The organism is Promicromonospora sp. MEB111 (assembly GCF_030209445.1).
Taxonomy (GTDB): Bacteria; Actinomycetota; Actinomycetes; order Actinomycetales; family Cellulomonadaceae; genus Promicromonospora.
The window spans coordinates 96,269-120,265 of record NZ_JARVSD010000009.1; the positions used below are offsets into that span (position 1 = coordinate 96,269).

General features: G+C 74.1%; 24 protein-coding genes. 12 read left to right on the top strand and 12 right to left on the bottom strand.

What is annotated here, in order from left to right:
• Window positions 1–75: 75 nt before the first annotated feature.
• Together QRN56_RS11580 and QRN56_RS11585 are read right to left on the bottom strand one after the other, a co-directional pair.
• Window positions 76–1,083: a LacI family DNA-binding transcriptional regulator gene (locus QRN56_RS11580; RefSeq protein WP_285103343.1), complete on the bottom strand. Its 1,008-nt coding sequence runs from the start codon at window positions 1,081–1,083 to the stop codon at window positions 76–78.
• A gap of 35 nt (window positions 1,084–1,118) precedes the next feature.
• Complete coding sequence (locus QRN56_RS11585; RefSeq protein ID WP_285103345.1) at window positions 1,119–1,628, bottom strand: Lrp/AsnC family transcriptional regulator; 510 nt, start codon at window positions 1,626–1,628, stop codon at window positions 1,119–1,121.
• An 89-nt stretch (window positions 1,629–1,717) separates the two neighbouring features.
• Here QRN56_RS11585 and QRN56_RS11590 point away from each other — a divergent pair, with 89 nt between their 5' ends.
• From QRN56_RS11590 to QRN56_RS11600, 3 genes are read left to right on the top strand one after another with little or no spacing between them, the layout of a single operon-like run.
• Entirely contained in the window at window positions 1,718–2,827 is a 1,110-nt protein-coding gene (locus tag QRN56_RS11590; protein ID WP_285103346.1) for a thiamine pyrophosphate-dependent enzyme, read from the top strand.
• Window positions 2,824–3,834: an alpha-ketoacid dehydrogenase subunit beta gene (locus tag QRN56_RS11595; RefSeq protein WP_285103347.1), complete on the top strand. Its 1,011-nt coding sequence runs from the start codon at window positions 2,824–2,826 to the stop codon at window positions 3,832–3,834. Before QRN56_RS11590 ends, QRN56_RS11595 begins: the two co-directional genes overlap by 4 nt.
• Complete coding sequence (locus QRN56_RS11600; protein WP_285103349.1) at window positions 3,831–5,204, top strand: dihydrolipoamide acetyltransferase family protein; 1,374 nt, start codon at window positions 3,831–3,833, stop codon at window positions 5,202–5,204. Before QRN56_RS11595 ends, QRN56_RS11600 begins: the two co-directional genes overlap by 4 nt.
• Window positions 5,205–5,229: 25 nt before the next feature.
• Here QRN56_RS11600 and QRN56_RS11605 read toward each other — a convergent pair whose 3' ends face one another.
• The 6 genes from QRN56_RS11605 to paaA are packed head-to-tail and all read right to left on the bottom strand — an operon-like array spanning window position 5,230 to window position 9,805.
• Window positions 5,230–6,000: an enoyl-CoA hydratase/isomerase family protein gene (locus QRN56_RS11605; RefSeq protein ID WP_285103351.1), complete on the bottom strand. Its 771-nt coding sequence runs from the start codon at window positions 5,998–6,000 to the stop codon at window positions 5,230–5,232.
• A complete protein-coding gene (paaE, locus tag QRN56_RS11610) occupies window positions 5,997–7,130 on the bottom strand; it encodes a 1,2-phenylacetyl-CoA epoxidase subunit PaaE (RefSeq protein WP_285103352.1) in 1,134 nt (377 codons plus the stop codon). The genes QRN56_RS11605 and paaE overlap by 4 nt, the downstream gene beginning before the upstream one ends.
• Window positions 7,130–7,657, bottom strand: coding sequence for a 1,2-phenylacetyl-CoA epoxidase subunit PaaD (gene paaD / locus QRN56_RS11615; RefSeq protein ID WP_285103354.1), 528 nt, complete (start codon window positions 7,655–7,657; stop codon window positions 7,130–7,132). Before paaD ends, paaE begins: the two co-directional genes overlap by 1 nt.
• Window positions 7,657–8,484 (bottom strand): 1,2-phenylacetyl-CoA epoxidase subunit PaaC, encoded by an 828-nt coding sequence (gene paaC / locus QRN56_RS11620; protein ID WP_285103356.1) that lies wholly within the window; start codon window positions 8,482–8,484, stop codon window positions 7,657–7,659. Before paaC ends, paaD begins: the two co-directional genes overlap by 1 nt.
• A 50-nt stretch (window positions 8,485–8,534) precedes the next feature.
• Entirely contained in the window at window positions 8,535–8,834 is a 300-nt protein-coding gene (paaB, locus tag QRN56_RS11625) for a 1,2-phenylacetyl-CoA epoxidase subunit PaaB (protein ID WP_285103358.1), read from the bottom strand.
• Window positions 8,831–9,805 (bottom strand): 1,2-phenylacetyl-CoA epoxidase subunit PaaA, encoded by a 975-nt coding sequence (gene paaA / locus QRN56_RS11630; RefSeq protein ID WP_285103359.1) that lies wholly within the window; start codon window positions 9,803–9,805, stop codon window positions 8,831–8,833. The genes paaB and paaA overlap by 4 nt, the downstream gene beginning before the upstream one ends.
• A 101-nt stretch (window positions 9,806–9,906) precedes the next feature.
• Between paaA and QRN56_RS11635 the strand changes: the two genes are divergently transcribed.
• From QRN56_RS11635 to QRN56_RS11655, 5 genes are all read left to right on the top strand, one after another.
• Entirely contained in the window at window positions 9,907–10,575 is a 669-nt protein-coding gene (locus tag QRN56_RS11635) for a TetR/AcrR family transcriptional regulator (RefSeq protein ID WP_285103361.1), read from the top strand.
• 110 nt (window positions 10,576–10,685) lie between these two features.
• A complete protein-coding gene (locus QRN56_RS11640; protein ID WP_285103363.1) occupies window positions 10,686–11,426 on the top strand; it encodes an enoyl-CoA hydratase/isomerase family protein in 741 nt (246 codons plus the stop codon).
• Window positions 11,423–12,274, top strand: a complete 852-nt coding sequence (locus QRN56_RS11645) for a 3-hydroxyacyl-CoA dehydrogenase family protein (RefSeq protein WP_285103365.1) — start codon at window positions 11,423–11,425, stop codon at window positions 12,272–12,274. The genes QRN56_RS11640 and QRN56_RS11645 overlap by 4 nt, the downstream gene beginning before the upstream one ends.
• A 37-nt stretch (window positions 12,275–12,311) precedes the next feature.
• Complete coding sequence (gene paaZ / locus QRN56_RS11650) at window positions 12,312–14,411, top strand: phenylacetic acid degradation bifunctional protein PaaZ (RefSeq protein WP_285103366.1); 2,100 nt, start codon at window positions 12,312–12,314, stop codon at window positions 14,409–14,411.
• Window positions 14,412–14,479: 68 nt separating this feature from the next.
• Entirely contained in the window at window positions 14,480–14,917 is a 438-nt protein-coding gene (locus QRN56_RS11655) for a YybH family protein (RefSeq protein ID WP_285103368.1), read from the top strand.
• 2 nt (window positions 14,918–14,919) lie between these two features.
• On the opposite strand, the gene QRN56_RS11660 is transcribed toward QRN56_RS11655, so the two are convergent.
• The 4 genes from QRN56_RS11660 to QRN56_RS11675 form a co-directional block, all read right to left on the bottom strand.
• Window positions 14,920–15,546 (bottom strand): hypothetical protein, encoded by a 627-nt coding sequence (locus QRN56_RS11660; protein ID WP_285103370.1) that lies wholly within the window; start codon window positions 15,544–15,546, stop codon window positions 14,920–14,922.
• Window positions 15,547–15,661: 115 nt separating this feature from the next.
• The gene (locus tag QRN56_RS11665) at window positions 15,662–15,919 is read right to left on the bottom strand and encodes a DUF6510 family protein (protein WP_285103372.1); all 258 of its coding nucleotides are present in this window, start codon (window positions 15,917–15,919) and stop codon (window positions 15,662–15,664) included.
• Window positions 15,919–16,677, bottom strand: coding sequence for an FAD-binding oxidoreductase (locus tag QRN56_RS11670; protein WP_285103374.1), 759 nt, complete (start codon window positions 16,675–16,677; stop codon window positions 15,919–15,921). Before QRN56_RS11670 ends, QRN56_RS11665 begins: the two co-directional genes overlap by 1 nt.
• Window positions 16,674–17,267 carry a sulfite oxidase-like oxidoreductase gene (locus QRN56_RS11675; protein WP_285103376.1) on the bottom strand — a complete coding sequence of 198 codons (594 nt, stop codon included), beginning with the start codon at window positions 17,265–17,267 and terminating at the stop codon, window positions 16,674–16,676. The genes QRN56_RS11670 and QRN56_RS11675 overlap by 4 nt, the downstream gene beginning before the upstream one ends.
• 136 nt (window positions 17,268–17,403) lie before the next feature.
• Between QRN56_RS11675 and sigJ the strand changes: the two genes are divergently transcribed.
• From sigJ to QRN56_RS11695, 4 genes are all read left to right on the top strand, one after another.
• The gene (sigJ, locus tag QRN56_RS11680; RefSeq protein ID WP_285103377.1) at window positions 17,404–18,357 is read left to right on the top strand and encodes an RNA polymerase sigma factor SigJ; all 954 of its coding nucleotides are present in this window, start codon (window positions 17,404–17,406) and stop codon (window positions 18,355–18,357) included.
• Between the two features lie 111 nt (window positions 18,358–18,468).
• Entirely contained in the window at window positions 18,469–19,677 is a 1,209-nt protein-coding gene (locus QRN56_RS11685) for an NAD(P)/FAD-dependent oxidoreductase (protein WP_285103379.1), read from the top strand.
• A 91-nt stretch (window positions 19,678–19,768) separates the two neighbouring features.
• Window positions 19,769–20,857: a LuxR C-terminal-related transcriptional regulator gene (locus QRN56_RS11690; protein WP_285103381.1), complete on the top strand. Its 1,089-nt coding sequence runs from the start codon at window positions 19,769–19,771 to the stop codon at window positions 20,855–20,857.
• A gap of 176 nt (window positions 20,858–21,033) precedes the next feature.
• A complete protein-coding gene (locus QRN56_RS11695) occupies window positions 21,034–23,964 on the top strand; it encodes a M4 family metallopeptidase (RefSeq protein WP_285103383.1) in 2,931 nt (976 codons plus the stop codon).
• The last annotated feature ends 33 nt before the right edge of the window (window positions 23,965–23,997 follow it).

Consider the following 23,997-nt stretch of genomic DNA (forward strand, 5'->3'; position numbering starts at 1 on the left):
ATCGCATCATACGTATGATGCAACGGTTCAACATCGTCATGTCCGGTGCTCGGGATGTCAAGGGCCGGTCTGCCGTCAGGGGACGACGGCGGGCGTGAGCGCCCCCGTCGACTCCCGCCACACGACGCGCTGGAGCGGCGCCGTGTGCGCGGGGGGCTCCTCGTGCCGCACCGCCGCGACGAGCCGGCGCATCGCGCGCCGTCCGGCCTCGACGAAGTCCACGGGGATCGTGGTGAGCGAGGGCGTCGTGAACGCGCTGAAGTCGGCGTCGTCCCAGCCGGTGACGACCAGGTCGCCCGGGACGGACCAGCCGCGCTCCGCCGCCCCGCGCAGCACGCCGAGCGCCACGTAGTCGTTGGCCGCGATCACGGCGAGCGGCGGGGCGTCGTCGGGCAGGGCGAGCATGGCCTCCCGGCCCGACTCGGGGGACCAGGCGCTGCCGACGACGCCGAGCGACTCGACGCCGAGGCGTTCGACCTCCGCGAGGTAGACGTCGCGCCGGGAGCGGGCCGAGGCGAAGTGCTCGGGTCCGGCCACGTGCAGGAACCGGCGGTGGCCGGCCGCGACCAGCGCCGAGATCACGGTGCCGAGCAGGCCCGCGTCGGCGAGCTCGCCGGTGGTGCGCAGCTGCTCGTCCAGGGCCGTCTCGGCCACGACCGGTGCGGAGTCCTCGTCGAGGGTGAGCGCGTCCGGGACCACGGGCAGGAACGTCAGCACCCCCTCGACCTGGCCGCTCCGGGCCAGGTCGACGACGCGCTCGGTGCGGGCCTCGGCGGTCCCGTCGACGCTGTGGGTGTCCACGGCGTAGCCCGCCTCGGCGGCGACCTCCGCCGCGCCGGTGAGCATGCGCAGCCGGTTGTCCACCGTCACGCCGGTGACCACGGCGAGCCGGCCCGAGCGCTGGGTGCGCATCGACCGCGCCGCGAGGTTGGGGCGGTAGCCCATGGACGCCGCGACCGCCAGCACGTGCTCGCGGGTCCGGGGCGCGATGGTGCCCTTGCCGGACAGGGCGTAGCTGACCGTCGACTGCGAGACCCCCGCGGCGCGCGCGACGTCGTGGCTGGTGGGCTGGCGGGCTGACATCGACACAGTGTCCCCTCTCGCCGCGACCGGCCGCATCAGCTCGCCGGCGCCGCCGGTGCCGGGCCCGCGGGCACCGGCTCCTCGAACACCAGCAGCGTGTGGGTGTTCACGATGCCGTTCATGCCCTGGATCTGGTCCAGGATCAGGTGCCGCAGGTCGGCGTTGTCGCGGGCGCGGACGAGCAGGACGAGGTCGAACTCCCCGCCGACCAGCCCGATGTGCTCGACGCCGCGCAGGGTGCGCAGCTCCTCACGGACCGAGCGCCACTGCGCCTGGTCCAGGTTGACCGTCACGTAGGCCGACGTGCCCAGCCCGGCCAGCACCGGGTCGATCTCCGCGCGGTAGCCGCGGATCACCCCGGTGGACTCCAGGCGCTGCACGCGCACGTAGGCGTTGGCCCGCGAGATGTGCAGCTTCTCGGCGAGCGTCCGCATGGACATCCGCCCGTCCCGGCGCAGCTCGTCGATGATGCGCCGGTCGACGTCGTCGAGGCCCGCTGCCACTTGTCTCGCCACCACGCCCTCAGGCCCTTCTGTGCTGGACATTTGGATCGTGTGACCCGGTCATGACTGGACGGGTTCTCGGATCCTCGCCGTTGATGGAATCCGAATGGAACTTTGACCAGTATATCTACATGGTGATCAACGAAGATCTCATGCTGCCGTCCCGCGAGCCGGTCATGCTCCTCGACCCGGACGGCCGGCCCACGGTCGACGACACGGCCGCGCTGCCCGCGGCCGACGACCTGCTCCGCGGGCTCGCGGGCATGGTCACCGCCCGCCGCTTCAACGAGCAGGCCTCGGTGCTCGTGCGGCAGGGGCGGCTGGCCGTCTACCCGTCGTCGTACGGGCAGGAGGCCTGCCAGGTCGCGGCCGCGCAGGTGCTTGACGACGAGGACTGGCTCTTCCCGACCTACCGTGACACCGCGGCCGCCGTGACGCGCGGCGTGGACCCGGTCGAGGTGCTCGGCCTGCTCAAGGGCGACTGGCACTCGGGGTACGACCCGTACGAGCGCCGCGTCGCGCCTCTCGCGACGCCGCTCGCCACGCAGCTCCCGCACGCCGTGGGGGTGGCGCACGCGGCGCGGCTGCGCGGGGAGTCCACCGTGGTGCTGGCGATGTGCGGCGACGGCGCCACGAGCGAGGGCGACTTCCACGAGGCGCTGAACTTCGCCGCCGTCTTTCGGGTACCGGTCGTCTTCTTCGTGCAGAACAACCAGTACGCGATCTCGGTGCCGCTGTCCCGGCAGACGGTCGCGCCGTCGCTGGCGCACAAGGGCGTGGGCTACGGCGTGCCCGGCGAGCAGGTGGACGGCAACGACCTCGCGGCCCTGCTGCACGTCCTGTCCGCGGCGGTCGGGCGGGCGCGGGCCGGGGAGGGACCGCAGCTCGTCGAGGGCCGCACCTACCGCATGCAGGCCCACACCAACGCCGACGACGCGACCCGCTACCGCGGTGACGACGAGGTCGCGGCCTGGGCGGCCAAGGACCCGCTGTTGCGGCTGGACGCCTACCTGCGCGGGGCGGGCCTGCTCGACGACGCGCGCGCCGCGGCCCACGCCGACGCCGCCGAGCGGCTCGCGCGGCACACCCGGGACGGCATCGCCGTGGATGTCGTGCCGGACCCCGAGGACCTGTTCCGCTTCGTCTACTCCACGCCGACGCCGCAGCTCGTGGAGCAGCTCGCCCTGGTCCGGGACGAGCTGAGCCGTGACGAGCCGAGCCGAGAGGAGACGCCCCGATGACCACCACCAGCCCCGCGGTGGAGCGCGAGACGCTCAGCACCGCCCAGGCGATCAACCGGGCGCTGCGCGACGCGCTGGCCGAGGATCCCACGGTGCTCGTGCTCGGCGAGGACGTCGGCCCCCTCGGCGGCGTCTTCCGGGTGACCGACGGGCTCACCGCCGAGTTCGGCGAGGACCGCTGCTTCGACACCCCGCTCGCCGAGGCCGGCATCGCCGGCTTCGCCGTCGGCCTGGCGATGAACGGCATGCGGCCGGTGATCGAGATGCAGTTCGACGCCTTCGCGTACCCCGCCTTCGAGCAGGTGGTCAGCCACATCGCGAAGATGCGGAACCGGACCCGCGGCCGCGTCGAGCTGCCCCTGGTCATCCGGGTCCCGTACGCCGGCGGCGTGGGCGGCGTCGAGCACCACAGCGACTCGTCGGAGGCCTACTACGCGCACACGCCCGGGCTGCACGTCGTCGCGCCGTCGAACCCCTCGGACGCCTACTGGCTCCTGCGCGAGGCGATCGCCTCGCCCGACCCCGTGGTCTTCCTCGAACCGAAGAAGCTCTACTGGGCCAAGGGCGAGGTGGCCCTGGCGGACGGCGGCGGGCCGGGCATCGGCACGGCCGTCGTGCGCCGTCCGGGCACCGACGCCACCCTCATCGCCTACGGCCCGTCCGTGCCGGTCGCGCTGGAGGCAGCCGAGGCGGCCGCGCGCGACGGCCGCAGCCTCCAGGTCGTCGACCTGCGCTCGATCGTCCCGTTCGACGACGCCGGGGTCTGCGCGGCCGTGGAGTCGACCGGGCGTGCCGTCGTGATCGCCGAGGCGGCCGGGTTCGCCAGCGTCGCCTCCGAGATCGCGGCCCGGGTGGGCGAGCGCTGCTTCCACTCGCTGGCAGCGCCCGTCCGGCGCGTCACGGGCTTCGACATCCCCTACCCGCCGCCCAAGCTGGAGCACCTCCAGCTCCCGTCCGTCGACCGGATCCTCGACGCCGTCGACGACCTGCAGTGGGAGGACGCATGACCAGCACCACGACCGAGCAGACCTTCCTCCTGCCCGACCTCGGCGAGGGCCTGACCGAGGCCGAGGTGGTGCAGTGGCTGGTCGCCGAGGGTGACGTCGTGACCATGGACCAGCCGGTGGTGGAGGTCGAGACCGCCAAGTCCGTGGTCGAGGTGCCGTGCCCGTACGCCGGCCGGGTGGGCGTGCTGCACGCGGCCGAGGGGGAGTGCGTCGAGGTGGGCAGGCCGCTGATCACGATCTCGGCCGACCTGGAGCCGGAGCCTGACCCCGACCCGGAGCCTGACCCCCAGCCCGACCCCCAGGCAGAGGCCTACCGCACCGAGGAGCAGGCCGGGTCGGGGAACGTGCTGGTCGGGTACGGGACGTCCGCGCATCCCGGCGCGGGGCGGCGGCGTCGGCCCCGCGGGACGCGGCCCGCTGCGCTCGCCGTGCCTGCCGTGGTCGCGGCACCGGCCGACGACGGCGTCGCGAACCCCGAGCCCCCGCACGACAGCAGCCCGGTCCGCGTGATCTCCCCGATCGTCCGGCGGCTGGCCCGCGAGGCGGGCCTGGACCTCGCCGCGATCCCGCCGACGGGCGCGGGCGGGACCGTCACCCGGTCGGACGTGCGCGCCGCGGTCGAGCGGGCACGGGCCGCCTCGGCACCGAGCCCGGCTGCCGCCGTCGCCCCGGCCGCCCCCGGCGAGCACCGGATCCCGCTCAGCGGCTTCCGGCGGGCGGCGTCCCGGGTGCTCTCGCGCAGCCGCGCGGAGATCCCGGAGGCGACCGTCTGGGTCGACGTCGACGCCACCGCGCTCTGGGAGCTGCGCGAGGCCACCCGCACGCCCGACGACCCCGGGCCCGGGCTGCTGGCCCACATCGCGCGGTTCGTCGTCGCCGGCCTGGAGGCCTATCCGGTGCTCAACGCGCGGCTCGACACCGAGCGCGACGAGATCGTCGTGTCCGACGCCGTCAACCTCGGCATCGCCGTCCAGGGCGAGACCGGGCTCGTCGCCCCGGCCGTGCTCGGCGCGGACTCGATGACCACGCGCGAGCTCGACACGGCCCTGCGCGACCTCACCGCCCGGGCCCGGGTCGGGAGGTCCACGCCCGGGGAGCTCAGCGGCGGCACGTTCACGCTGAACAACTACGGCAGCCTCGGGGTGGACGGCAGCGCCGCGATCATCAACCACCCGCAGGTCGCGATCCTGGGCTTCGGCCGGATCATCGACCGGCCCTGGGTGGTCGACGGCCAGATCGTGCCGCGCAAGATCACCCAGATGTCCTTCGTCTTCGACCACCGGGTCTGCGACGGCGGCACGGCGGCGGCCTTCATGCGCACGGTCGCGGACGCGATCGAGAACCCGCTCCCGGCGATCGTCCGCCTGTGACCCCGTGCCACCAGGAACGTCCAGGTCACCGGCCCGTGAACGTGGGGCGCCGCTTCTCCTGGAAGGCGGCGAAGCCCTCCCGGTAGTCGTCGGTCAGGCTGAGGTCGCCCTGCGCCTCGCTCTCGTGGGCCACGGCGGCCCAGAACGCGATCCGTTCGTCACGGAGCTCGGTGACCAGGCGCTTGGAGGCGAGGAAGGCGCTCGTCGCCCCGCGCGCGACCTGCTCGACCCGGTCGCGCGTGAACCCGAGCAGCTCCGGGCCGGGCACGGCCCGGGAGAAGAGGCCGGCGGCGACCGCCTCGGCCCCGCTCATCAGCTCGCCCGTATAGACCAGGTCGAGCGCGCGGTGCGCGCCCAGGCGCTCGACGAAGAGCGCGTGCCCGCCCGAGTCGAGCGTCGCCCCGAGGTTCGCGAACGGCGAGCCCACCTTGGCGTCGTCGGCCACGTAGACGACGTCGGTGGCGATCAGCAGGCCCAGCCCCACACCCAGGCAGGCGCCGTGCGCCGCGGCGAACGTCGGCGCCGGGAACGCGGCCATGCGCCACAGCAGCGGGGTCACCCGGTTGCGGAGGTAGCCCAGCGCGTCGTCCGTCGCCGGGTCGACCCCCGAGATGTCCCGGCCGGCGCAGAACGCCCGGCCCTCGCCCCGCAGGAGCAGCGCCCGCACGCCGGCGGCCTCCGCCTGCCGGTAGGCGTCGTCCAGCTCGGCGAGCCCGGCCTCGTCCAGGGCGTTCAGCCGGCCGGGCGCGTCGAGCACCACCTCGGCGATCTCGTCCTCGATCGTGAGCGTGATCATGAGTCGTAGTCCACGAAGATCTCCTCGCTGGTGGGGATCGCTTGGCAGGTCAGGACGTAGCCACGCGCCAGCTCCTCGGGCTCCAGCGCGTAGTTCTCCACCATCTCCACCGTGCCCGAGACCAGTTTTGCCCGGCATGTGCCGCACACGCCACCCGCGCAGGCGAACGGCACGTCGCCGCGCACCCGCAGGGCGGCGTTCAGCACGCTCTCGCGCGCCCCGGCCGGACTGGTCACGGTCGACGTCGCGGCGTCGAGCCGGAAGGAGATCGAGTGCGACTCGCCGTCCGGGGCGCCCGACGCCGGCGGGGCCCCGGACGGCGCCGTCGGACGCTCCGGCCGGCCCGTGGTGAACAGCTCGTGCCGCACCCGCTCCGGCGGCACACCCAGCTCCTCCAGCACGGCCCGGCAGGTCTGCACCATCTCGAACGGCCCGCACAGGAACCACTCGTCCACGTCGTCCGGCCCGATCAGAGCCGTCACGATGCGGCGCAGCCGGTCGGCGTCGAGGCGGCCCGAGAGCAGCTCGGCGCCCCGGCGCTCGCGGGTGAGCACGTGGTGCAGGGCCAGCCGGGCGGGGTAGCGGTCCTTGAGGTCGCCCAGCTCGTCCACGAACATCGTGTCCGTCGTGGTCCGGTTGGAGTAGACCAGGTCGAAGGTGCTGTCCGCCGCCGAGCCGAGCGTGTGCTCCACGAGCGACATCATCGGCGTGATGCCGCTGCCCGCCGCGACCCCGACCACGCGCCCGCCCTGGCCGGGCGGGCGGTGCGACACGAACAGGCCTTCGGGGCTCATCACGTCGAGCGTCATCCCCGGGGCGAGGTGGTCGATCGCCCAGGGCGAGAACAGCCCGCCCATGTCGCGCTTGATGCCCACCTTGAGCGAGCCGGGGACGGGCGCCTGGCAGATCGAGTAGGTGCGGCGCACCTCCTCGCCGTCGACCCGCGCGCGCAGCGCGACGTACTGGCCCGGCGCGTAGGAGTAGGCGTCGGCGAGGTCGTCCGGGACGTCGAACGTCACCTCGACGGCGTCCGCGGTCAGCGTGCGCACCGCCGCGACGGTGAGCGGGTGGAACCGGGCGCGACGCCGCGTGCCGGGCGGGGCGGGGACACCGGTGTCGGCGACCGGCATCAGTGCTCCTTGAAGTGGTCGAAGGGCTCCCGGCAGCGCTGGCAGACGTACAGCGCCTTGCACGACGTCGAGCCGAACCGTGCGAGCTCGCGCGTGTGCAGCGAGCCGCACCGGGGGCACCGGACGCCCAGGCCCAGCGCGACGACGCCGCCGGCCCGGCGGCCCGGCGGGGCGATGCCGTGCTCCATGAGCTTGCGGCGGCCGGCGTCGCTCATCCAGTCGGTCGTCCACGCGGGGGAGAGCACCACGTCCACGCGGGCCCCCGGGAAGCCGCGCTCGCGAAGCACGGCGACGATGTCGTCGCGGATCGCGTCGACGGCGGGGCAGCCCGAGTAGGTGGGCGTGATGTCCACGACGGGCGACCCGTCCACGATCCGCACGCCGCGCAGCACGCCCAGGTCCTCGATGGTCAGGACCGGCACCTCGGGGTCGGTGACGGTCGCCGCGGCATCCCACACGGCGCGCTCCGGCCCTGCCTCCGGGCGGGGGCGGGCGACGCGCTCGACGGGACTGTCGACGGCGCTCATCACCACACCGCCCCCGGGTGCCGCCGGGCCAGCACCTGCATCTCCGCGAGCAGCGGGCCCAGCGCCTCGGAGTGCACCCCGAGGCGGCCGCCGCCGCGGACGGCCGCGATCCCCGGTACGGGAAGCTCGGCCTGGTCGAGCACCGGCAGCAGCAGCGCGTCGAACGGCTCGCGCAGCCCGGCGGGCGCCACGGCGGCAGCCGGGACGGCGTCGGCGGCGGGATCCGCGGCGAACAGCTCGTCCACGAACGGCCAGATCGCCTCCAGCCCCGCGATCATCCGCCGCCGCGACTCCTCGGTGCCCAGCGCCAGGCGCACGGTCCAGAGCGTGGCGTGGTCCAGGTGGTATTCCACCTCCTTGACCGCCTTGGCGGCGATGGCCGCCAGCGTGGGGTCGGCGCTGTCGGCCAGGCGCCGGTAGAGCACGGTGAAGTAGGCCGACACGACGAGCTGCCGGGCGATCGTGCACGCGAAGTCCCCGTTGGGCCGCTCGAAGATCTGCCGGCACCGGAAGTCCGCCTCGTCCCGGAAGTACGCGAGGTCGTCCTCGGTCTGGTCCCAGGCGGAACCCGCGTAGGTCAGGAGGCCGCGCGCGTGCCCCAGGGTGTCGAGCGCGATGTTCCCGAGCGCGACGTCCTCCTCCAGCTCGGGCGCGGCGGCGATCCACGAGCCCAGCCGCTGCGCGAGGACCAGGGCGTCGTCGCCCAGGCCGAGCGCGTACCGCGCGACGTCGTCGGTGGCCCGGGCGGGGCTGTCCTGCGGGGCGACCCGGGCGGCGATCGCCTCGGGTGTGAGCACCGCGGACGGGGACTGGTGCTGGTTCTGCATGGGCTCTCCATCGAGCGTCGGGCCGTCCGGCCGGGGGCCGGCGGTACGGGTCAGAGGTGCGGCACGGCCTGCGACGCCGTGTAGTACGTCGCGTGCCGGAAGTCCTTGCCGCGCGGGGACTCGAACCACGCGTCCTTCGCGTCGGGGTCCGACGCCGTGATCGCGGCGGCGGGCACCACCCAGATCGAGACTCCCTCGCTGCGGCGGGTGTAGAGGTCGCGGGCGTTGCGCACCGCCAGCTCGGCGTCCGGCGCGTGCAGCGAGCCGGCGTGCACGTGCGAGAGGCCGCGCGCCGAGCGCACGAACACCTCCCACAGGGGCCAGGTCTCCCGGCGTGGTTCCTCGGTCATGACGCCATCCGTTCGCTCGTCGCGGTGCGCTCGGCGTACGCCCGGGCGGCCTCGCGCACCCATTCGCCCTCGGCGTGCGCGGCGCGGCGCTTGGCCAGGCGCAGCGCGTTCGCCTGCCCGTTCCCGTGCAGGACGGCGTGAAACTCGGCCCAGTCGAGCTCGCCGAAGTCGTGGTGGCCCCGCTCCTCGTTCCAGCGCAGGTCGGGGTCGGGCAGCGTGATCCCGAGGATCTCGGCCTGCGGCACGATCATGTCGACGAACCGCTGGCGCAGCTCGTCGTTCGAGAAGCGCTTGATCTTCCAGGCCATGCTCTGCCGCGAGTTGGGCGACTCTGCGTCGGGCGGGCCGAACATCATCAGGGCCGGCGCGTACCAGCGGTTCACGGACTCCTGCGCCATGGCCTGCTGCTCGTCGGTGCCGTTCATCAGCGCCAGCAGGATCTCGAAGCCCTGCCGCTGGTGGAACGACTCCTCCTTGCAGATGCGCACCATCGCGCGCCCGTACGGGCCGTAGGACGCGCGGCACAGCGGCACCTGGTTCGCGATGGCGGCGCCGTCCACCAGCCAGCCGATCGAGCCCATGTCGGCCCACGACGGCGCGAGGTAGTTGAAGATCGACGAGTACTTGGCCTTGCCCGAGTGCAGGGCGTCGAGCATCTCGTCGCGGGTGGTCCCCAGCGTCTCGGCCGCCGAGTAGAGGTAGAGCCCGTGCCCGGCCTCGTCCTGCACCTTTGCCATCAGGATCGCCTTGCGCTTGAGGCTCGGCGCGCGCGTGATCCAGTTGCCCTCGGGCTGCATGCCGATGATCTCGGAGTGCGCGTGCTGCGACATCTGCCGCACCAGCGCCTTCCGGTACGCCGGCGGCATCCAGTCGGTGGGCTCGATCCGCTGGTCGGCGGCGATGAGCGAGTCGAACGCCGCGAGCCGCGCGGCTTCCTGGGAAGCGGTCGTGGGCGGTTCTTCTGCGGGCATGACGTCTCCTGTGCTGGAGCCCTACTTACCGATCGTTCAGTCAGGCTAACACCGGGGTGGGGGCGGCGGCAACGGCCTCCCGGTCGGTTAGGTTGGCTCGCATGAGTGATCCCGACGCCGCTCCCGCACCCGCTCGACGGGGCGGGAACGGCCGCGCCGGGCGTGTGGCGTACGACCTGGACGCGGTGCTGGCCGTCGCCGTCCAGGCGTTCAACGAGCGCGGGTACGACGCGACGTCGATGGGCGAGCTGGCCGAACGCCTCGGGACCAGCAAGTCCGCGATCTACTACCACGTCAGCGGCAAGCAGGAGCTGCTCCGGCTGGCGCTGGAGCGCGCGCTCGGCAACCTCGAGGCCCTCCTCCAGGAGCCGGACGGCCAGCCGGGTGGGGCGCCGGACGCCGCCGCGCCGAGCGCGCTGGAGCGGCTCGAACGCGTCATCCGGGGTGCCGTCCGGGTGCTCGTGCAGGAGCTGCCGTTCGTCACGCTGCTGCTGCGCCTGCGCGGGAACACCGACGTCGAGCGCGAGGCGCTGGCGCGTCGCCGCGAGTTCGACCACGCCGTGGCGCGCCTGGTCGAGGAGGCGGTCGCGGACGGCGCCCTCCGGTCGGACGTCGACGCGCGCACCGCCACCCGCCTGCTCTTCGGCATGGTCAACTCGCTGGTGGAGTGGTACCGCCCCGGCGGTGGGCTCACGGCCGACCAGCTCGCCGACGCCGTCGTCGCCATGGCGTTCGAGGGGCTGCGCGCCCAGCCCGGCGCCCGCCGCTGACGAATCGCCGCTCTTGAACCCGGCCGTCCCGCGTGCCATGCTGCACAGAACGAACGGTCAGTAAGTAGCGCGACGACGCTACGCCGGTGCGACCCCCAGGTGATGAGGCCATGGCAGCAGCGTTGCGGCGCGTCGATGACCGCGCGGACCGCCTCCACGTCCGGCTCGACCGGCCCGAGGTACGCAACGCCATCGACAAGGCGATGGTCGGCGAGCTGCACGAGGTCTGCGCCGAGCTGGAGGCCCGGCCGCGCATCCTGGTCCTGTCCGGCTCCGAGCGCGTGTTCGCCTCCGGCGCCGACATCGCCGAGCTGCGCGAGCGTGGCCGCGACGACGCGCTCGCCGGGATCAACTCGCGGCTGTTCGAGCGGATCGCCCGGCTGCCGATGCCGGTGATCGCCGCCGTCGACGGCTGGGCCCTCGGGGGCGGCGCCGAGCTGGCTTACGCGGCCGACTTCCGGCTGGCCGGCGAGAACGCCCGGTTCGGCAACCCCGAGGTGGGGCTCGGCATCATCGCCGCGGCGGGCGCGTCCTGGCGGCTCAAGGAGCTCGTCGGCGAGACGCTCGCGCTGGAGGTCCTGCTCGCCGGCCGCGTGCTCGACGCCCCCGAGGCGCTGGCGGCGGGGCTGGTCAGCGCGGTCCACGCGTCGTCCGACCTGGTGGGCGCGGCCGACGCGCTCGCGGACCGGATCGCGGAGCAGGACCCGACGGCGGTCCGCTACACCAAGCAGGTCTTCCGGGCGCCGCGCGCGGCGCACCCGGACATCGACGACCTGGCGCAGTCCGTGCTGTTCGAGTCGCCCGCCAAGCGCGAGCGGATGACCGCGTTCCTGGAACGGAAGAAGCGATGACGCTGCCCCGGAACGTCGGTGTGGTCGGCGGCGGCCGGATGGGCGTCGGGATCGCCCACGCCTTCCTGCTGGCGGGGGCCCACGTCGTCGTCGTCGAGCGCGACGGGGAGTCGGCGGCCCGGGCGCAGGCAGGGCTGGAGCGCGCGGTGACCGCCAGCGTGGAGCGCGGGACCACCCCGCGCACCGTCGCCGAGCTGACGGAGCGGGCGCGCGTGACCACCGACGTCGCGGACGTCGGGCCGGCCGGCCTGGTCGTCGAGGCGGTGCCCGAGGACCTCGCGGCCAAGGTCGAGGTCCTGGCGCGCGTCGAGCGGGTGCTGTCGCCGACCGCCTGGCTGGCCAGCAACACGTCGTCGCTGTCGATCGACACCCTCGCGGGGCACCTGGAGCGCCCCGAGCGCTTCGTGGGGCTGCACTTCTTCAACCCCGTGCCCGCGTCGGCGCTCGTGGAGATCGTGCGTGGCCGGGCGACCGTGCCGGTGCTCGTCGAGGAGGCCGGCGCCTGGGTCGCAGCGCTCGGCAAGGCCTCGATCGTCGTGTCCGACACGCCCGGCTTCGCGAGCTCCCGCCTGGGCGTCGTGATCGCGCTCGAGGCGATCCGCATGGTCGAGGAGGGCGTCGCCTCGCCCGCCGACATCGACACCGCGATGGTGCGCGGCTACCGGTTCCCCGTCGGGCCGCTGCGCCTGACCGACCTGGTCGGCCTGGACGTGCGGCTCGGCATCGCCGAGCACCTGGAGCGCGAGCTGGGGGAGCGGTTCGCCGTGCCGCGGCTGCTGCGGGCGATGGTCGAAGCGGGCCGGCTGGGGCGCAAGAGCGGCGAAGGGTTCTTCACATGGGACGAGTGACCTGCAGAGACGTCGGTACAGCCGAAAGGAAGACGCCATGACCGCGACGGAGACCCCGGTGCGCACCCTCGACAGCTACGTCCTGGGGGCGTGGCAGCGCCCGCCCTCGGACGCCGAGGCCCAGGTCGTGCGGGACGCCTCGACCGGTGAGCCGGTCGCGGCGGTCTCCGGCAGCCCGGTCGACCTGCGGGCCGTCGTCGACTACGGCCGGACCGTGGGCCAGGACGCGCTCGGCGCGCTCACTTTCCACCAGCGCGCGCTGCTGCTCAAGCGGCTCGCGCAGCACCTCACCGGCGTCAAGGACGACCTCTACGAGGTGAGCCTGCGCACCGGCGGCACCCGGCGGGACGCCCTGGTCGACATCGACGGCGGCATCGGCGTGCTGTTCACCTACGGGTCGAAGGGGCGCCGGGAGCTGCCCAACGCGCAGCTCCTGGTCGACGGGCCGCCGGAGAGCCTGTCCCGCGACGGGTCGTTCGGCGGCCAGCACGTGCGCGTGCGGCGGCAGGGCGTGGCCTTCCAGGTCAACGCGTTCAACTTTCCCGTCTGGGGCATGCTGGAGAAGTTCGCGCCCGCCTTCCTCGCGGGCGTCCCGACCGTCGTCAAGCCGGCCTCGGCCACGGCGTACCTCGCCGAGGCCGCGGTGCGGGCGATCGTCGACTCCGGGCTCCTGCCCGACGGCGCGCTGCAGCTCGTCAGCGGCCCGGCCCGCGGGTTCCTCGACGTGCTCGACGTGCGCGACGCCGTGAGCTTCACCGGGTCTGCGTCCACGGCGCGGGTGCTCGCGGTCGACGACGCCGTGATCCGCCGGGGCGTGGTGCTCACCGCGGAGACCGACTCCCTGAACGCGGCGGTGCTCGGCCCGGACGTGGAGCCCGGGAGCCCGGAGTTCGAGGCGTTCGTCGGCTCGGTGGTCACGGAGATGACCGTGAAGGCCGGGCAGAAGTGCACGGCGATCCGCCGGGTGATCGTCCCGGCCGACCGCGAGGATGCCGTGATCGAGGCCGTGCGCGAGCGGATCGCGCAGCGCGTCGTGGTCGGCGACCCGCGGGCCGACGGCGTCACGATGGGCGCCCTGGCGAGCGCGGGGCAGAAGGAGGAGGTGCTGCGCCGCGTCCGGGAGCTCGTCGCGGGCGGCGGGCTGATCGTGGTCGGCGACCTCGCGGAGCCCGAGGTGGTGCACGCCGACGGCAGCCGCGGACCCGCGCCGGACGGCGCGTTCGTCGCGCCCCTGCTCCTGCGGTTCGCCGACCCCGCGGCGCCCGCCGTGCACGACATCGAGGCCTTCGGGCCGGTCGCCTCGGTGATCGGCTACCGCGACCTCGACGACGCCGTCCGGCTGGCCAACCTCGGCGGCGGCTCGCTGGTGGCCACCGTCGCGTCCGCCGACCCCGACGTGGTGCGGCACCTCGTCACGGGGATCGCGCCGATGCACGGGCGGGTGCTGGTGCTCGACCGGGACGACGCGCGGTCGTCGACCGGCCACGGCTCCCCGGTGCCGCACCTGGTCCACGGCGGGCCGGGCCGCGCGGGCGGCGGTGAGGAGCTCGGCGGCGTCCGCGCCGTGGAGCACTACATGCAGCGCACCGCGATCCAGGGCACCCCCGCGGCGCTGACCGGCCTGACCGGCAGGTGGCGGGCGGGGGCGCCGTCGCGCACCGACGCGGGCCACCCCTTCCGCAGGTCGCTGGCCGACCTCCGGATCGGTGACGCCGTCGAGTCCGCGCCGCGCGAGGTGACCCTCGACGACATCACGCACTTCGCCGACTTCACCGGCGACACCTTCTACGCGCACACGGACGAGGAGGCCGCCGCCGCCAACCCGTTCTTCCCCGGGCGCGTGGCGCACGGGTACCTGCTCGTGTCGTTCGCGGCGGGGCTGTTCGTCGACCCCGCGCCGGGGCCGGTGCTCGCGAACTACGGCCTGGAGAACCTGCGCTTCCTGACGCCGGTGTCGCCCGGGGACACGATCCGGGTGCGGCTGACGGCCGCCCAGATCACGCCGCGCGAGGACGAGGACTACGGCGAGGTGCGCTGGGATGCCGTGCTCACCAACCAGCGCGACGAGCAGGTGGCCACGTACGACGTGCTGACCCTGGTCGCCAAGGAGGACCGCGCCGGGGCCGGCGACCGCTGACGGTCACGTTCCGTCCCTCCCGTCCGTCACCCCTGTGAGGAACCACCCGACGGAAGGGACGGACGGCGATGACCATGCGACAGGACGACGAGGCGGAGATCCGGCGGCGGCTGGACGGGATCGTCGAGGGGCTGCGGGCCAAGGACCTCGACGCGCTGCGGCAGCTCTACGCGGCCGACGTCGTGTCCTTCGACGTCGAGCCACCGCTGCAGCACGTGGGCGCGGACGCCAAGCTGGCGAGCTGGGCACGCGTCCTCGCGGTCTTCGAGGAGGTCGACTACGAGCTCCGCGACCTGGCGCTCGCCGTCGACGAGACCGTCGCGTTCGGGCACGCCTTCGGGCGGCTCAGCGGCACCCTGAAGGACGGGTCCGCGACGAGCGGCATGTGGGTGCGGGCCACGTTCTGCCTCCGCAAGGTCGGCGGCACCTGGCTGATCGCGCACGACCAGGTCTCGGTGCCGCTCGACCTGCGCAGCGGCCGGGGGCTGACCGACCTGGAGCCCTGACCTCAGGCCATCTCGGGTACGTGGAGGTGCGCGAACGCGATCTCCATCTCGTCGATGCCGTCGACGGTGGCGCCGAGCTCGCTGACCACGCGCTCGCGGATGCGGGCCGTGGCCTCGCGGGCGGCCATGACGGCCCCCATGCTGTCGAAGGCGGTCGTGCCGACGGCCCGGCCCGCCTCGCGGTCCACCATGAGGCTGGCGCTGCAGAACCCGTCCATCTCCTGGAGCTGCGGCAGGATGACCATGCGGTAGAGGTCGATACAGCGGTCGACCATGTCCTGGCCGCCGCTCAGCCAGGTGAGGCGCGCACACGCGCCGTCGGGCGTCGCGTGGTCCCGGTGGACCACCGCGGCCTCCCACTCGTGGACGTCGCCGCCCCCCGTGCTCCCCAGCGCCTGCACGGCGCGCTCGCGCAGCGGGCGCACGCCGTCGGCGCTCATCATCATCGCGTCGTGCGACTGCCACGCCGTCGTGGCGACACAACGCCCGGACTCACGGTCGACCAGCATCGACATCCCGACGCAGCCGTCCATGGCGGTCACGGCCGGGAAGACCTCCTCGCGGACGATCCGCAGCCCGCCGTCGATCCCGGCGGGATCACCTCGGACCTCGGTGGTGCGTACGTACATGACGGACTCCCTGTGCTCGGGGCAGCGTCCGGACGGCGCTGCCGTCCCTCCTCACACTCCGCCGCCGCGTGGCCCAGGTCAAGGTCCCCGCGTCCACTTTCAGCCCGGTACGGGCTCAGCGCCGGAGCTCGACGGCGCTCAGGCCGGCGAGGCTCAGGATCACGCGGTCACCGGTGTCCACGACCGTCGCGAGCACCTGGTCGCACCCGGCGCACCGGGCCACGAGGCCGGGGGCGTCGGTGTAGACCATGGCCTCGGCGATCGCGGCCATGTGCCCGCAGCCGCCGCAGCGGCCGCGCGCGGCCGTCATGTCGGTCGTGAAGACCTCGGAGAGCGCGCCCGCGAGCACGTTGCCGTCCAGGTGGTGTGTCATCAAAGACCTCCGAAGCGCTCGGTGTGGATGTCCGCCGCGGCGTGGCCGAGCTCCTGCAGCCAGCGGGCCACCGTCTCGACGAAGCCCGTCGAGCCGCAGACGTAGACGTGCGGGCGGTGCGCGGCCGGGACCGTCCGGGCGGCGAGGGCCTCCCGCGTGAGCCGCCCGACGGCGTCGGGCCAGCCGGCCGGCGCCTCGCGCGTGTAGACGAGGTCCAGCGCGAAGGCCGGGCCGGCCAGCCCCGCGAGCTCGTCCGCGAAGTACACGTCGTCCGGGGTGCGCACGGAGTACAGCAGCCGGAACGGCGCGGGGTCGGCGGCAGCGCCGTGCGCCGCGGCCATCGCGTACAGCGGCACCACGCCGGAGCCGCCCGCGACGAGCTGGACCGGGCGGTCGCCCGTGCCGGGCCGCCAGACGAAGAACGCGCCCAGCGGGCCGTGCAGCTCGAGCTGGTCGCCGGGCCGGAGGTCGCGGACCAGGAAGGGCGAGACCTCGCCGTCCGGCAGCTCGTCGACCGCGAGCACCACCTGTCCCGCCGGCGTCGCCGAGGCGATCGAGTACGACCGGCTCGCCTGATAGCCGTCCGGGGCGGTGAGGCGCACGTCGAGGTGCGCGCCCGCCTCGCTGCCGGGCCACGTGGGGACGTCCAGGACGAGGCGCGCGGCCGTGGGCGTCTCGCGGCGCGTCTCGACGACGGTCGCGACGTGCCACGCGGGACGCGGCCGGGACCGGCCCAGGGTGACGGACGGCGCGCTCACCAGTAGCGCTCCTCCTTCCACGGGTCCCCGTAGAGGTGGTAGCCGTACTGCTCCCAGAAGCCCGGGTCGTTGTCCGGCATCATCGTCAGGCCCCGCACCCACTTGGCGCTCTTCCAGAAATAGAGGTGCGGCACGAGCAGCCGGGCGGGTCCGCCGTGCTCCGGGTCGAGCGGTGCGCCGTCGGCCTCCGTGGCGATCCAGGCCTTGCCGTCCAGCAGGTCCTCCAGCGGCACGTTCGTCGTGTAGCCGCCGTAGGAGTGCGCCATGACGTACTCGTGCTCGGACTCCACGTCCTCGAAGATCTTGTCGAGGCTCACCCCGCGCCAGCCCATGTCGAGCCGGGACCAGTGGGTGACGCAGTGGATGTCCACGGTGACGTCCTCGACCCCGAGGGCGAGGAGCTCGTCCCAGCTCCACCGGTGGTCGGTGCCGGTCTCGTCCTGGACGGTGAGCTCCCAGTCGGCGGTGTCGACGTGCGGGGTGGGCCCGGCGCTGAGCACGGGCCAGTCCTGGACCAGCGTCTGCCCCGGCGGGAGGCGCGTGTCGGGCTCACGGCGACGACCGGAGAAACCACGGGTGACGAAGGACATGCTGAGTCTCCTCCCGGCGACCGTGCCGGGCCGGCCGGGCACGGTTCGATGGTGGCACCAGCGTAGGGCCGGGGCCGTCCGGCGGCGCGCGAACCGGGCCGTGTCAGCGGGTGAGTTCGGGCAGTAGGGTCGCGGCATGACGACCGAGTCGCCGAGCCAGAACGAGCTGCAGCTCTTCGAGAACCTCCGGGGACGGCTGGAGGCCATCGCCTACCGGCTGCTCGGGTCGGCGGCGGAGGCCGAGGACGCCGCGCAGGAGACGTTCCTGCGGTGGGAGGCGGCCGACCGCTCGCAGATCCGGGTGCCGGAGGCCTGGCTGACTCGGGTGCTGACCAACCTCTGTCTCACCCAGCTCAGGTCGGCGCGGGCCCGCCGGGAGGTCTACGTGGGCGAGTGGCTGCCGGAGCCGCTGCTCGGCGGCGACCCGATGCTCGGCCCCGCGGACACGGCGGAGCAGCGCGACTCCGTGTCCACGGCGATGCTCGTGCTGATGGAGCGGCTCACGCCCAACGAGCGGGCCGTCTACGTGCTGCGCGAGGCGTTCGCGTTCTCGCACGCGGAGATCGCCGAGATGCTCGACCTCACCGAGGTGGGCAGCCAGCAGGTGCTCCACCGGGCCAAGCAGCACCTGGCGGGGGAGCGGACCCGCGCGGCGGTCGACCTCGCGGTCGCGCGGCCCGTCGTGGAGGAGTTCCTGGCGGCCGCGACGAGCGGGCAGCTCGAACCGCTGGTCAAGCTGCTGACGGCCGACGTGGTGGGGGTGGGCGACGGCGGCGGCAAGGTCGCGGCGCGCGCGACGGCCGTGCTCGGTGCCACGGCCGTGGCCAAGTTCCTGCGCGGCCTGTTCCGGCCGGCCGAGGCCAAGCGCGCGATGCTGGGCGGCAGCCCCGACGTCTACGCGTGGACGGCCAACGGCCTCCCGGCGCTGGTCGTCGTGGTCGGCGACCGGCTGGTGGGCGTGATGACGCTGGAGGCGACCGCCGACGGGATCACCGCCGTGCTCAGCCAGGTCAACCCGGACAAGCTCGGCCGGGCCGGCCGCCAGTGGGCGGCCACGGAGCACGGGGAGCCGCTGATCCGGGGCTGGTGAGCCGGGACCGGCCCCTGTGACCGGCGTCACAGGGGCGGGGTGTCAGGGATCGCTGTGCCGTCCGGTTCAGGAGGCACACAACCGTCCCACCGACACGAGCTGAGGGATCCCATGAAGCACCGCATCGTCATTCTCGGGGCCGGGTACGCCGGAGCCTCCGCCGCCGGCCGGCTGGCCCGCCGGCTGCACCCCGACGACGTCGAGCTCACGCTGGTCAACGCCGAGCCGGACTTCGTCGAGCGGGTGCGCCTGCACCAGGTGGCCACGGGCCAGGACCTGCGCCCCCGGCCGCTGCGCGACCTGCTCGCCGGCACGGGCGTGCGCCTGCGGGTGGCCCGTGTGACCGCCGTCGACGTCGACCGCCGGACCGTCTCCGTGACCGGGGCGGACGGTGGGGACGTGCTCGCCTACGACACGCTCGTGTACGCCCTGGGCAGCGTGCTCGCCGACCACGGCGTGCCGGGGGTCGCCGAGCACGCCCACGAGCTGGCGAGCCGGCCGGGCGCGCTCCGCCTGCGCGAGCGGCTGACGGGTCTCGCGCCCGGGGGCCGCGTGGTCGTGGTCGGAGGCGGCCTGACCGGCATCGAGGCCGTCACCGAGATCGCGGAGGCCCGCACCGACCTGGACGTCGCGATCGCGGTCCGCGACGGCCTGGGGGACTGGCTCTCGGCGGCCGGGCAGCGCCACCTGCGCGCGGTCCTCGACCGGCTGGGCGTCACGGTCCACGAGCACACCGACGTCACGAGCGTGGACTCCGCCGCCGTGGTGACCCGCGACGCGACGATCCCGGCGGACGTCGCCGTGTGGACCACCGGGTTCGGCGTGCACCCGATCGCCGCCGCGACGGGCCTGCGGGTCGGCGCGGACGGGCGGATCGTGGTCGACGAGACCATGCGCTCCGTCTCCCACCCCGACGTCTACGCCGCGGGCGACGCCGCGCTGGCGCACGGCCCCGTCGACAACGTGCTGCGCATGTCGTGCGCCTCCGGCATCCCGATGGCCTGGCAGGCCGCCGACTCGATCGCGGCACGCCTGACCGGGGGCAGGCTCCCGCACACGCCGCTCGGGTACGTGCACCAGTGCATCAGCCTGGGCCGGCGCGACGCCGTCATCCAGCTCGTCACGCCCGACGACCGGGCCAAGGACGCCGCCCCCGGCGGCCGTCTCGCCGCCCGGTACAAGGAGATGATCTGCGCCGGAGCCGCCTGGACGGTCGCCCACCCGATCCCCTACCCGGTCCGCCGGCGCCGCGTCACGACGACCTCCGGTGCGGGCAGCGAGCGGGTGAATTACGGCGATATGCCCGCCGTGAAGGGCTAAGGTCTCCGAAAAAACGAGCGAGCGGGCCCCGTCCGCCCGCCGCCGAGGCAAGGGTGACTTGGCGCGAGCACCTGTGCCAAGGAGGCAAGCCATGATCTCGGACGACGTGCGCCGGTCGCTGGACGTCGCGACGCCCCCCACGGTCCGCGTGCTCGACCACCTCGTGGCGCGCGACGCCGTGCCGGAGGCCGGGATCGCCGAGGCGGTGGGCCTCGGCGCCGCGGAGGTCCGGGCCGCGCTGACCACGCTCGAGGCGGACGGGCTCGTCGTGGGGGTGCCGGCGGGACCGGGCCGGTCCCGGGCCCGGCGCTGGTCCGCGCTGCCGCCCCGCGCGGTGCTCACCACGCTGCTCGCCCGGCGCCGCCTGGAGATCGCCGTCTGGGAGCTGCACGCCGACCACCTCGAGAAGGCCTACCAGGAGGCCACGGGCCAGGCCGGCGACACGGCGCTCGTCGACGTCGTGGTCGGGACGGAACAGGTCGGCGCGCTGTACTGGCACCTCATGGAGACCGCCACGCACGAGGTGCTGCACCTCGCCCGGCCGCCCTATCTCCAGCCCACCCCCGAGCTGCTCGACGAGGTGGACCGGCCCGCGATGAGCCCGACGGTCGAGCTGCGCAGCGTGTACGAGAGTGCCACGTTCACCGACCCGGTCTCGCTCGAGACCGCGCTCGGCGGGCAGGCGACCGGTGCCGGCCTGCGCCTGTCGCCGCAGGTGCCGCTCAAGCTCGTCGTCGTGGACCAGAAGATCGCCATGCTGCCCGCCGCCGGCGACGACGCCGGCAGCGCCTCGCTCGTGGTGCACGCCCCCGCGCTGGTGGGGGCGCTGACCGACCTCTTCGAGCGGGTGTGGGACGCGGCGATGCCACAGTCCATGTGGGGTTCGGGCGCCGGGTCGGCCGGCGCACCGCCCGACGGCGAGGCCGGCGTCGCCGGGGCGAACCCGGCCGCCGCCTGGTCGCCGCTGCCCCGGGTGCGGCTGGAGCAGCGCACGCGGTCCATCCTCGACCTCATGGCCGGCGGGCTGACCGACGAGGCCATCGCCCGCACGCTCGACATCAGCCGGCGCACGGTCCAGGCCGAGGTCACGGCGCTCGCGGAGAAGCTGGGCGCGCGCACCCGGTTCCAGATCGGGCTGTTCGCCGCCGAGCAGGGCCTGCTCGCCCGGACGCACGCGTAGCGGCCTTGACCCAAGCCTAGGACCGCGCGGCGGTACCCACGCTGCTCATCTGCGCAGGTGCGCAATCTTCTCCTTGTCCGGTATGTCATCGGTCAGCACAGTTGTCTCGTCCGACGGGCGCGAGGGTGCGGCCGGTACCAGATCAGTCCGGCCCGAGAGGGTCGTAGGAGAAGCCCATGCGTATCCAGAGACCCAACCGTGCGGTCGCCGTGCTGGCGGCGGCCGCCCTGCTCGGGGCCGCGGTCCCCGCCGCCCACGCGGCACCGGCACCGGCCGCGGTACCGGCCCAGGCGACGGCCGAGCTGCCCGGCACCGCCGCGACCACCCCGGTGCCCGAGACGGAGACGCCCGGACTGGTGGAGGGGCTCGACGAGCCCGTCGACGCCGCCCTCGCCCCGGCCGCCGCCGCGCGGACCCACCTCGAGGGCCACCGGTCGCGCTACGGGATCGCCGACCCCGACGCCACGCTGGTCACCGCCGACGTGCAGCGCGAGGGCGCCCGCGAGACCGTCCGCCTGGACCAGCGGTACAAGAAGCTGCCCGTGCTGGGCGGCCAGTACGTGGTCCGCATGGAGAAGCAGGGCGGCGAGCGGACCGTCACCGGTACCTCGGGCTCCTACTTCACCGAGCTCGACGTCGACACGACGGCGCAGACCCTGCCCGCGGCCACGGCCGTCGAGCGGGCCGTCGAGGGGATCGGCAGGAGCCTGTCCGGCGGCGCGGCCGTCGTGGCGGGCGGGGTGCGGCCCGGCACGGCGCCGTCGGCGGCGACGCCGGACCTCACCGGTAGCGACCAGGGCCTTGCGGTGGTCCCGTCGGGGACCGGCATCCTGGCCCGGCACGTGCTGGTGCGCGGTACCGCGCCGGTCACGGGCGAGCCCGTGCTCACCGACGTGTACGTCGACGCCGCCTCGGGCACCGTGCTGCTCAGCTCCAGCCGCCTGCGCACGCTGGCCGCGCCGCAGCAGGTCGAGGCCCTGCGGGCCGACCAGGAGGCGACGGCGGCCGCGGGCGGGACCGACGGGACGGAGCCGCCGCCGTCCGGCAACGGCGTGACGCCGGTGACCGGCACGGGGACCAAGGCCGACGGCACCACCGTCGACGTCGGGCTGCAGCGGGTGGACGCCACGGGCACCTACCTGACGACGGACGTGACCCACACGCTGGCCGACGGCCGGACCGTGCCCATCACCACCTGGGACGCGACGCACAACGACTACTACGACACCGCCGGCATGTGGCCCGAGGGCATCGCGCCGTTCGCCTCGCCGTCGAGCACGCTGGGCACCGACCTGACGGACCTCGGCGCGGTCGACGCGCACTGGGCAGCGGCCCAGGTGTTCGAGTACTACAAGGTGGAGCACGGGCGCGACAGCCTGGACGACGCCGGCATGGCGCTCGACTCGTTCGTGGGCATCACCTACGGGGGCAACCCGTTCGTGAACGCGTTCTGGGACGGCACCAAGATGGTCTACGGGACCGGCGACTCGGAGTACAAGTCGCTCGCCGCCGACCTCGACGTCGTCGGCCACGAGATGACGCACGGCGTGGTGGAGCACACCGCGGGCTTCCTCTACAGCGGCCAGCAGGGCGCGCTGAACGAGGCGATCGCCGACTACTTCGGCAACGCGATCGACGTCGACGTGTCGGGGATCCCGATGAGCGACCCGGAGGCGAGCCTCCTGGGCGGCGACCTGTGCCGCACCACGGCCCCGGTCGACTGCGCCCTGCGGGACCTCGACGACGGCATGACGACGGCGGACTTCAACCACCTCATCGACACCGACGCGCGCTTCGACTACGGCGGCGTGCACCTGAACTCGACCATCGTCTCCGGTGCGCTGTGGGACGTCCGCGAGGCGCTGGGCGGTGAGCTGGCCGACAAGATCGTCTACCGGGCGCTGACCGAGTACCTCACGCCGCTGTCCGACTTCGTGGACGGCCGGGAGGCCGTGGTCGCGGCCGCGCGGTCGTACGGCCTGAAGGGCAAGCAGCTCAAGGTCGTCGAGCGGGCGTTCGACTCGCGCGGCGTCACCGAGGCCTGGGAGAAGAACCTGCCGGGCAAGGGCACGTCGCTGCTCCTCGACCGGCTGGACACCGGGCTGTACACCGACATGCAGCCCTCGACCGGCGGCGACTGGTGGGCCGTGGCCCGGTCCAGCGCCGACGGCACGGAGCCGACGTCGATCTGGGTGGGCCGTACCGACGGCCGGGGCGAGCCCCGGCGGGTCTCCGCGGCCGACGGGCGGATCAACAGCTTCGCCCAGACCGACGGCAAGCGGGTGGTGTGGCTGTCCATGGCGGCCGACTACACGGACTTCCGGATCATGTCCGCACCGCTGACCGGCGGGCGGGCGACCACGCTGTACACCACGGCGGGCCGCGTGACCGGGCTCGGCATGGACGGCGACGTCGTGTCCTGGTCGGAGTGGGACGCCGAGACCTGGATCGACGAGGTACACTACCTCAAGGGCCGGTCGAGCACCGTCCGCACCGTGGAGCACGACTGGGTGGGCCCGGCGACCGCGCCGACCGTCCGGGCGGGCCGGATCGCCTACGTGCGCTACGAGGTGTTCCAGCACGACGACGGGAGCTGGGACTGGGCGCTCGGCGTCGAGGTGTTCGACACCCGCACCGGCCGGACCACCCTGGCCGGCCTGGACAACGGCGCCGAGACCGTCAGCTACCCCGCGCTCAGCACCAAGGGCGCCTACTGGGTGACGGACCGCGACCCCGGCTACACGGAGGCGGGCGCGTGGAACAACTCGGTGCGGGCGTACTCGTTCGCCACGCGGAAGGGCGGGATCCTGTTCGACGAGACCTCGTCCACGGCCAAGCGCGCGTGGGTGCTGACGGCGTCCGACACGACGCTGACGGTGACCGAGGACGCCCCGAAGGAGGCGTGGCAGTCGGCCACGCTGCCGTCGGACGCGCTCATGCCGCGCCTGAAGCAGTACACGCTGGACGGCGTCTACGTGGGCGACGCCTCGTGCAGCCCGGGCGCGCAGATGTTCGCCGAGGCGGGCGAGGGCCGCACCGTGGTCTTCAAGTCCACGGCGACGTCGGTGACCGGCCTCGCGGTCGCGTCCGGCGCGAAGCGCTGCTGACCTGACGGGTGCTGACCGGCCCGGCGTCCGCCG

Coding starts and splice junctions, on each gene's coding strand:
- QRN56_RS11695 (WP_285103383.1), top strand. CDS start 21,034: ATGCGTATCCAGAGACCCAACCGTGCGGTCGCCGTGCTGGCGGCGGCC.
- paaC (WP_285103356.1), bottom strand. CDS start 8,484: ATGCAGAACCAGCACCAGTCCCCGTCCGCGGTGCTCACACCCGAGGCG.
- QRN56_RS11580 (WP_285103343.1), bottom strand. CDS start 1,083: ATGTCAGCCCGCCAGCCCACCAGCCACGACGTCGCGCGCGCCGCGGGG.
- paaD (WP_285103354.1), bottom strand. CDS start 7,657: ATGAGCGCCGTCGACAGTCCCGTCGAGCGCGTCGCCCGCCCCCGCCCG.
- QRN56_RS11660 (WP_285103370.1), bottom strand. CDS start 15,546: ATGTACGTACGCACCACCGAGGTCCGAGGTGATCCCGCCGGGATCGAC.
- paaE (WP_285103352.1), bottom strand. CDS start 7,130: ATGCCGGTCGCCGACACCGGTGTCCCCGCCCCGCCCGGCACGCGGCGT.
- QRN56_RS11600 (WP_285103349.1), top strand. CDS start 3,831: ATGACCAGCACCACGACCGAGCAGACCTTCCTCCTGCCCGACCTCGGC.
- paaA (WP_285103359.1), bottom strand. CDS start 9,805: ATGCCCGCAGAAGAACCGCCCACGACCGCTTCCCAGGAAGCCGCGCGG.
- QRN56_RS11585 (WP_285103345.1), bottom strand. CDS start 1,628: ATGTCCAGCACAGAAGGGCCTGAGGGCGTGGTGGCGAGACAAGTGGCA.
- QRN56_RS11685 (WP_285103379.1), top strand. CDS start 18,469: ATGAAGCACCGCATCGTCATTCTCGGGGCCGGGTACGCCGGAGCCTCC.
- paaB (WP_285103358.1), bottom strand. CDS start 8,834: ATGACCGAGGAACCACGCCGGGAGACCTGGCCCCTGTGGGAGGTGTTC.
- QRN56_RS11640 (WP_285103363.1), top strand. CDS start 10,686: ATGGCAGCAGCGTTGCGGCGCGTCGATGACCGCGCGGACCGCCTCCAC.
- QRN56_RS11605 (WP_285103351.1), bottom strand. CDS start 6,000: ATGATCACGCTCACGATCGAGGACGAGATCGCCGAGGTGGTGCTCGAC.
- QRN56_RS11675 (WP_285103376.1), bottom strand. CDS start 17,267: ATGTCCTTCGTCACCCGTGGTTTCTCCGGTCGTCGCCGTGAGCCCGAC.
- QRN56_RS11590 (WP_285103346.1), top strand. CDS start 1,718: ATGGTGATCAACGAAGATCTCATGCTGCCGTCCCGCGAGCCGGTCATG.
- paaZ (WP_285103366.1), top strand. CDS start 12,312: ATGACCGCGACGGAGACCCCGGTGCGCACCCTCGACAGCTACGTCCTG.
- QRN56_RS11595 (WP_285103347.1), top strand. CDS start 2,824: ATGACCACCACCAGCCCCGCGGTGGAGCGCGAGACGCTCAGCACCGCC.
- QRN56_RS11635 (WP_285103361.1), top strand. CDS start 9,907: ATGAGTGATCCCGACGCCGCTCCCGCACCCGCTCGACGGGGCGGGAAC.
- QRN56_RS11665 (WP_285103372.1), bottom strand. CDS start 15,919: ATGACACACCACCTGGACGGCAACGTGCTCGCGGGCGCGCTCTCCGAG.
- QRN56_RS11645 (WP_285103365.1), top strand. CDS start 11,423: ATGACGCTGCCCCGGAACGTCGGTGTGGTCGGCGGCGGCCGGATGGGC.
- QRN56_RS11690 (WP_285103381.1), top strand. CDS start 19,769: ATGATCTCGGACGACGTGCGCCGGTCGCTGGACGTCGCGACGCCCCCC.
- sigJ (WP_285103377.1), top strand. CDS start 17,404: ATGACGACCGAGTCGCCGAGCCAGAACGAGCTGCAGCTCTTCGAGAAC.
- QRN56_RS11655 (WP_285103368.1), top strand. CDS start 14,480: ATGACCATGCGACAGGACGACGAGGCGGAGATCCGGCGGCGGCTGGAC.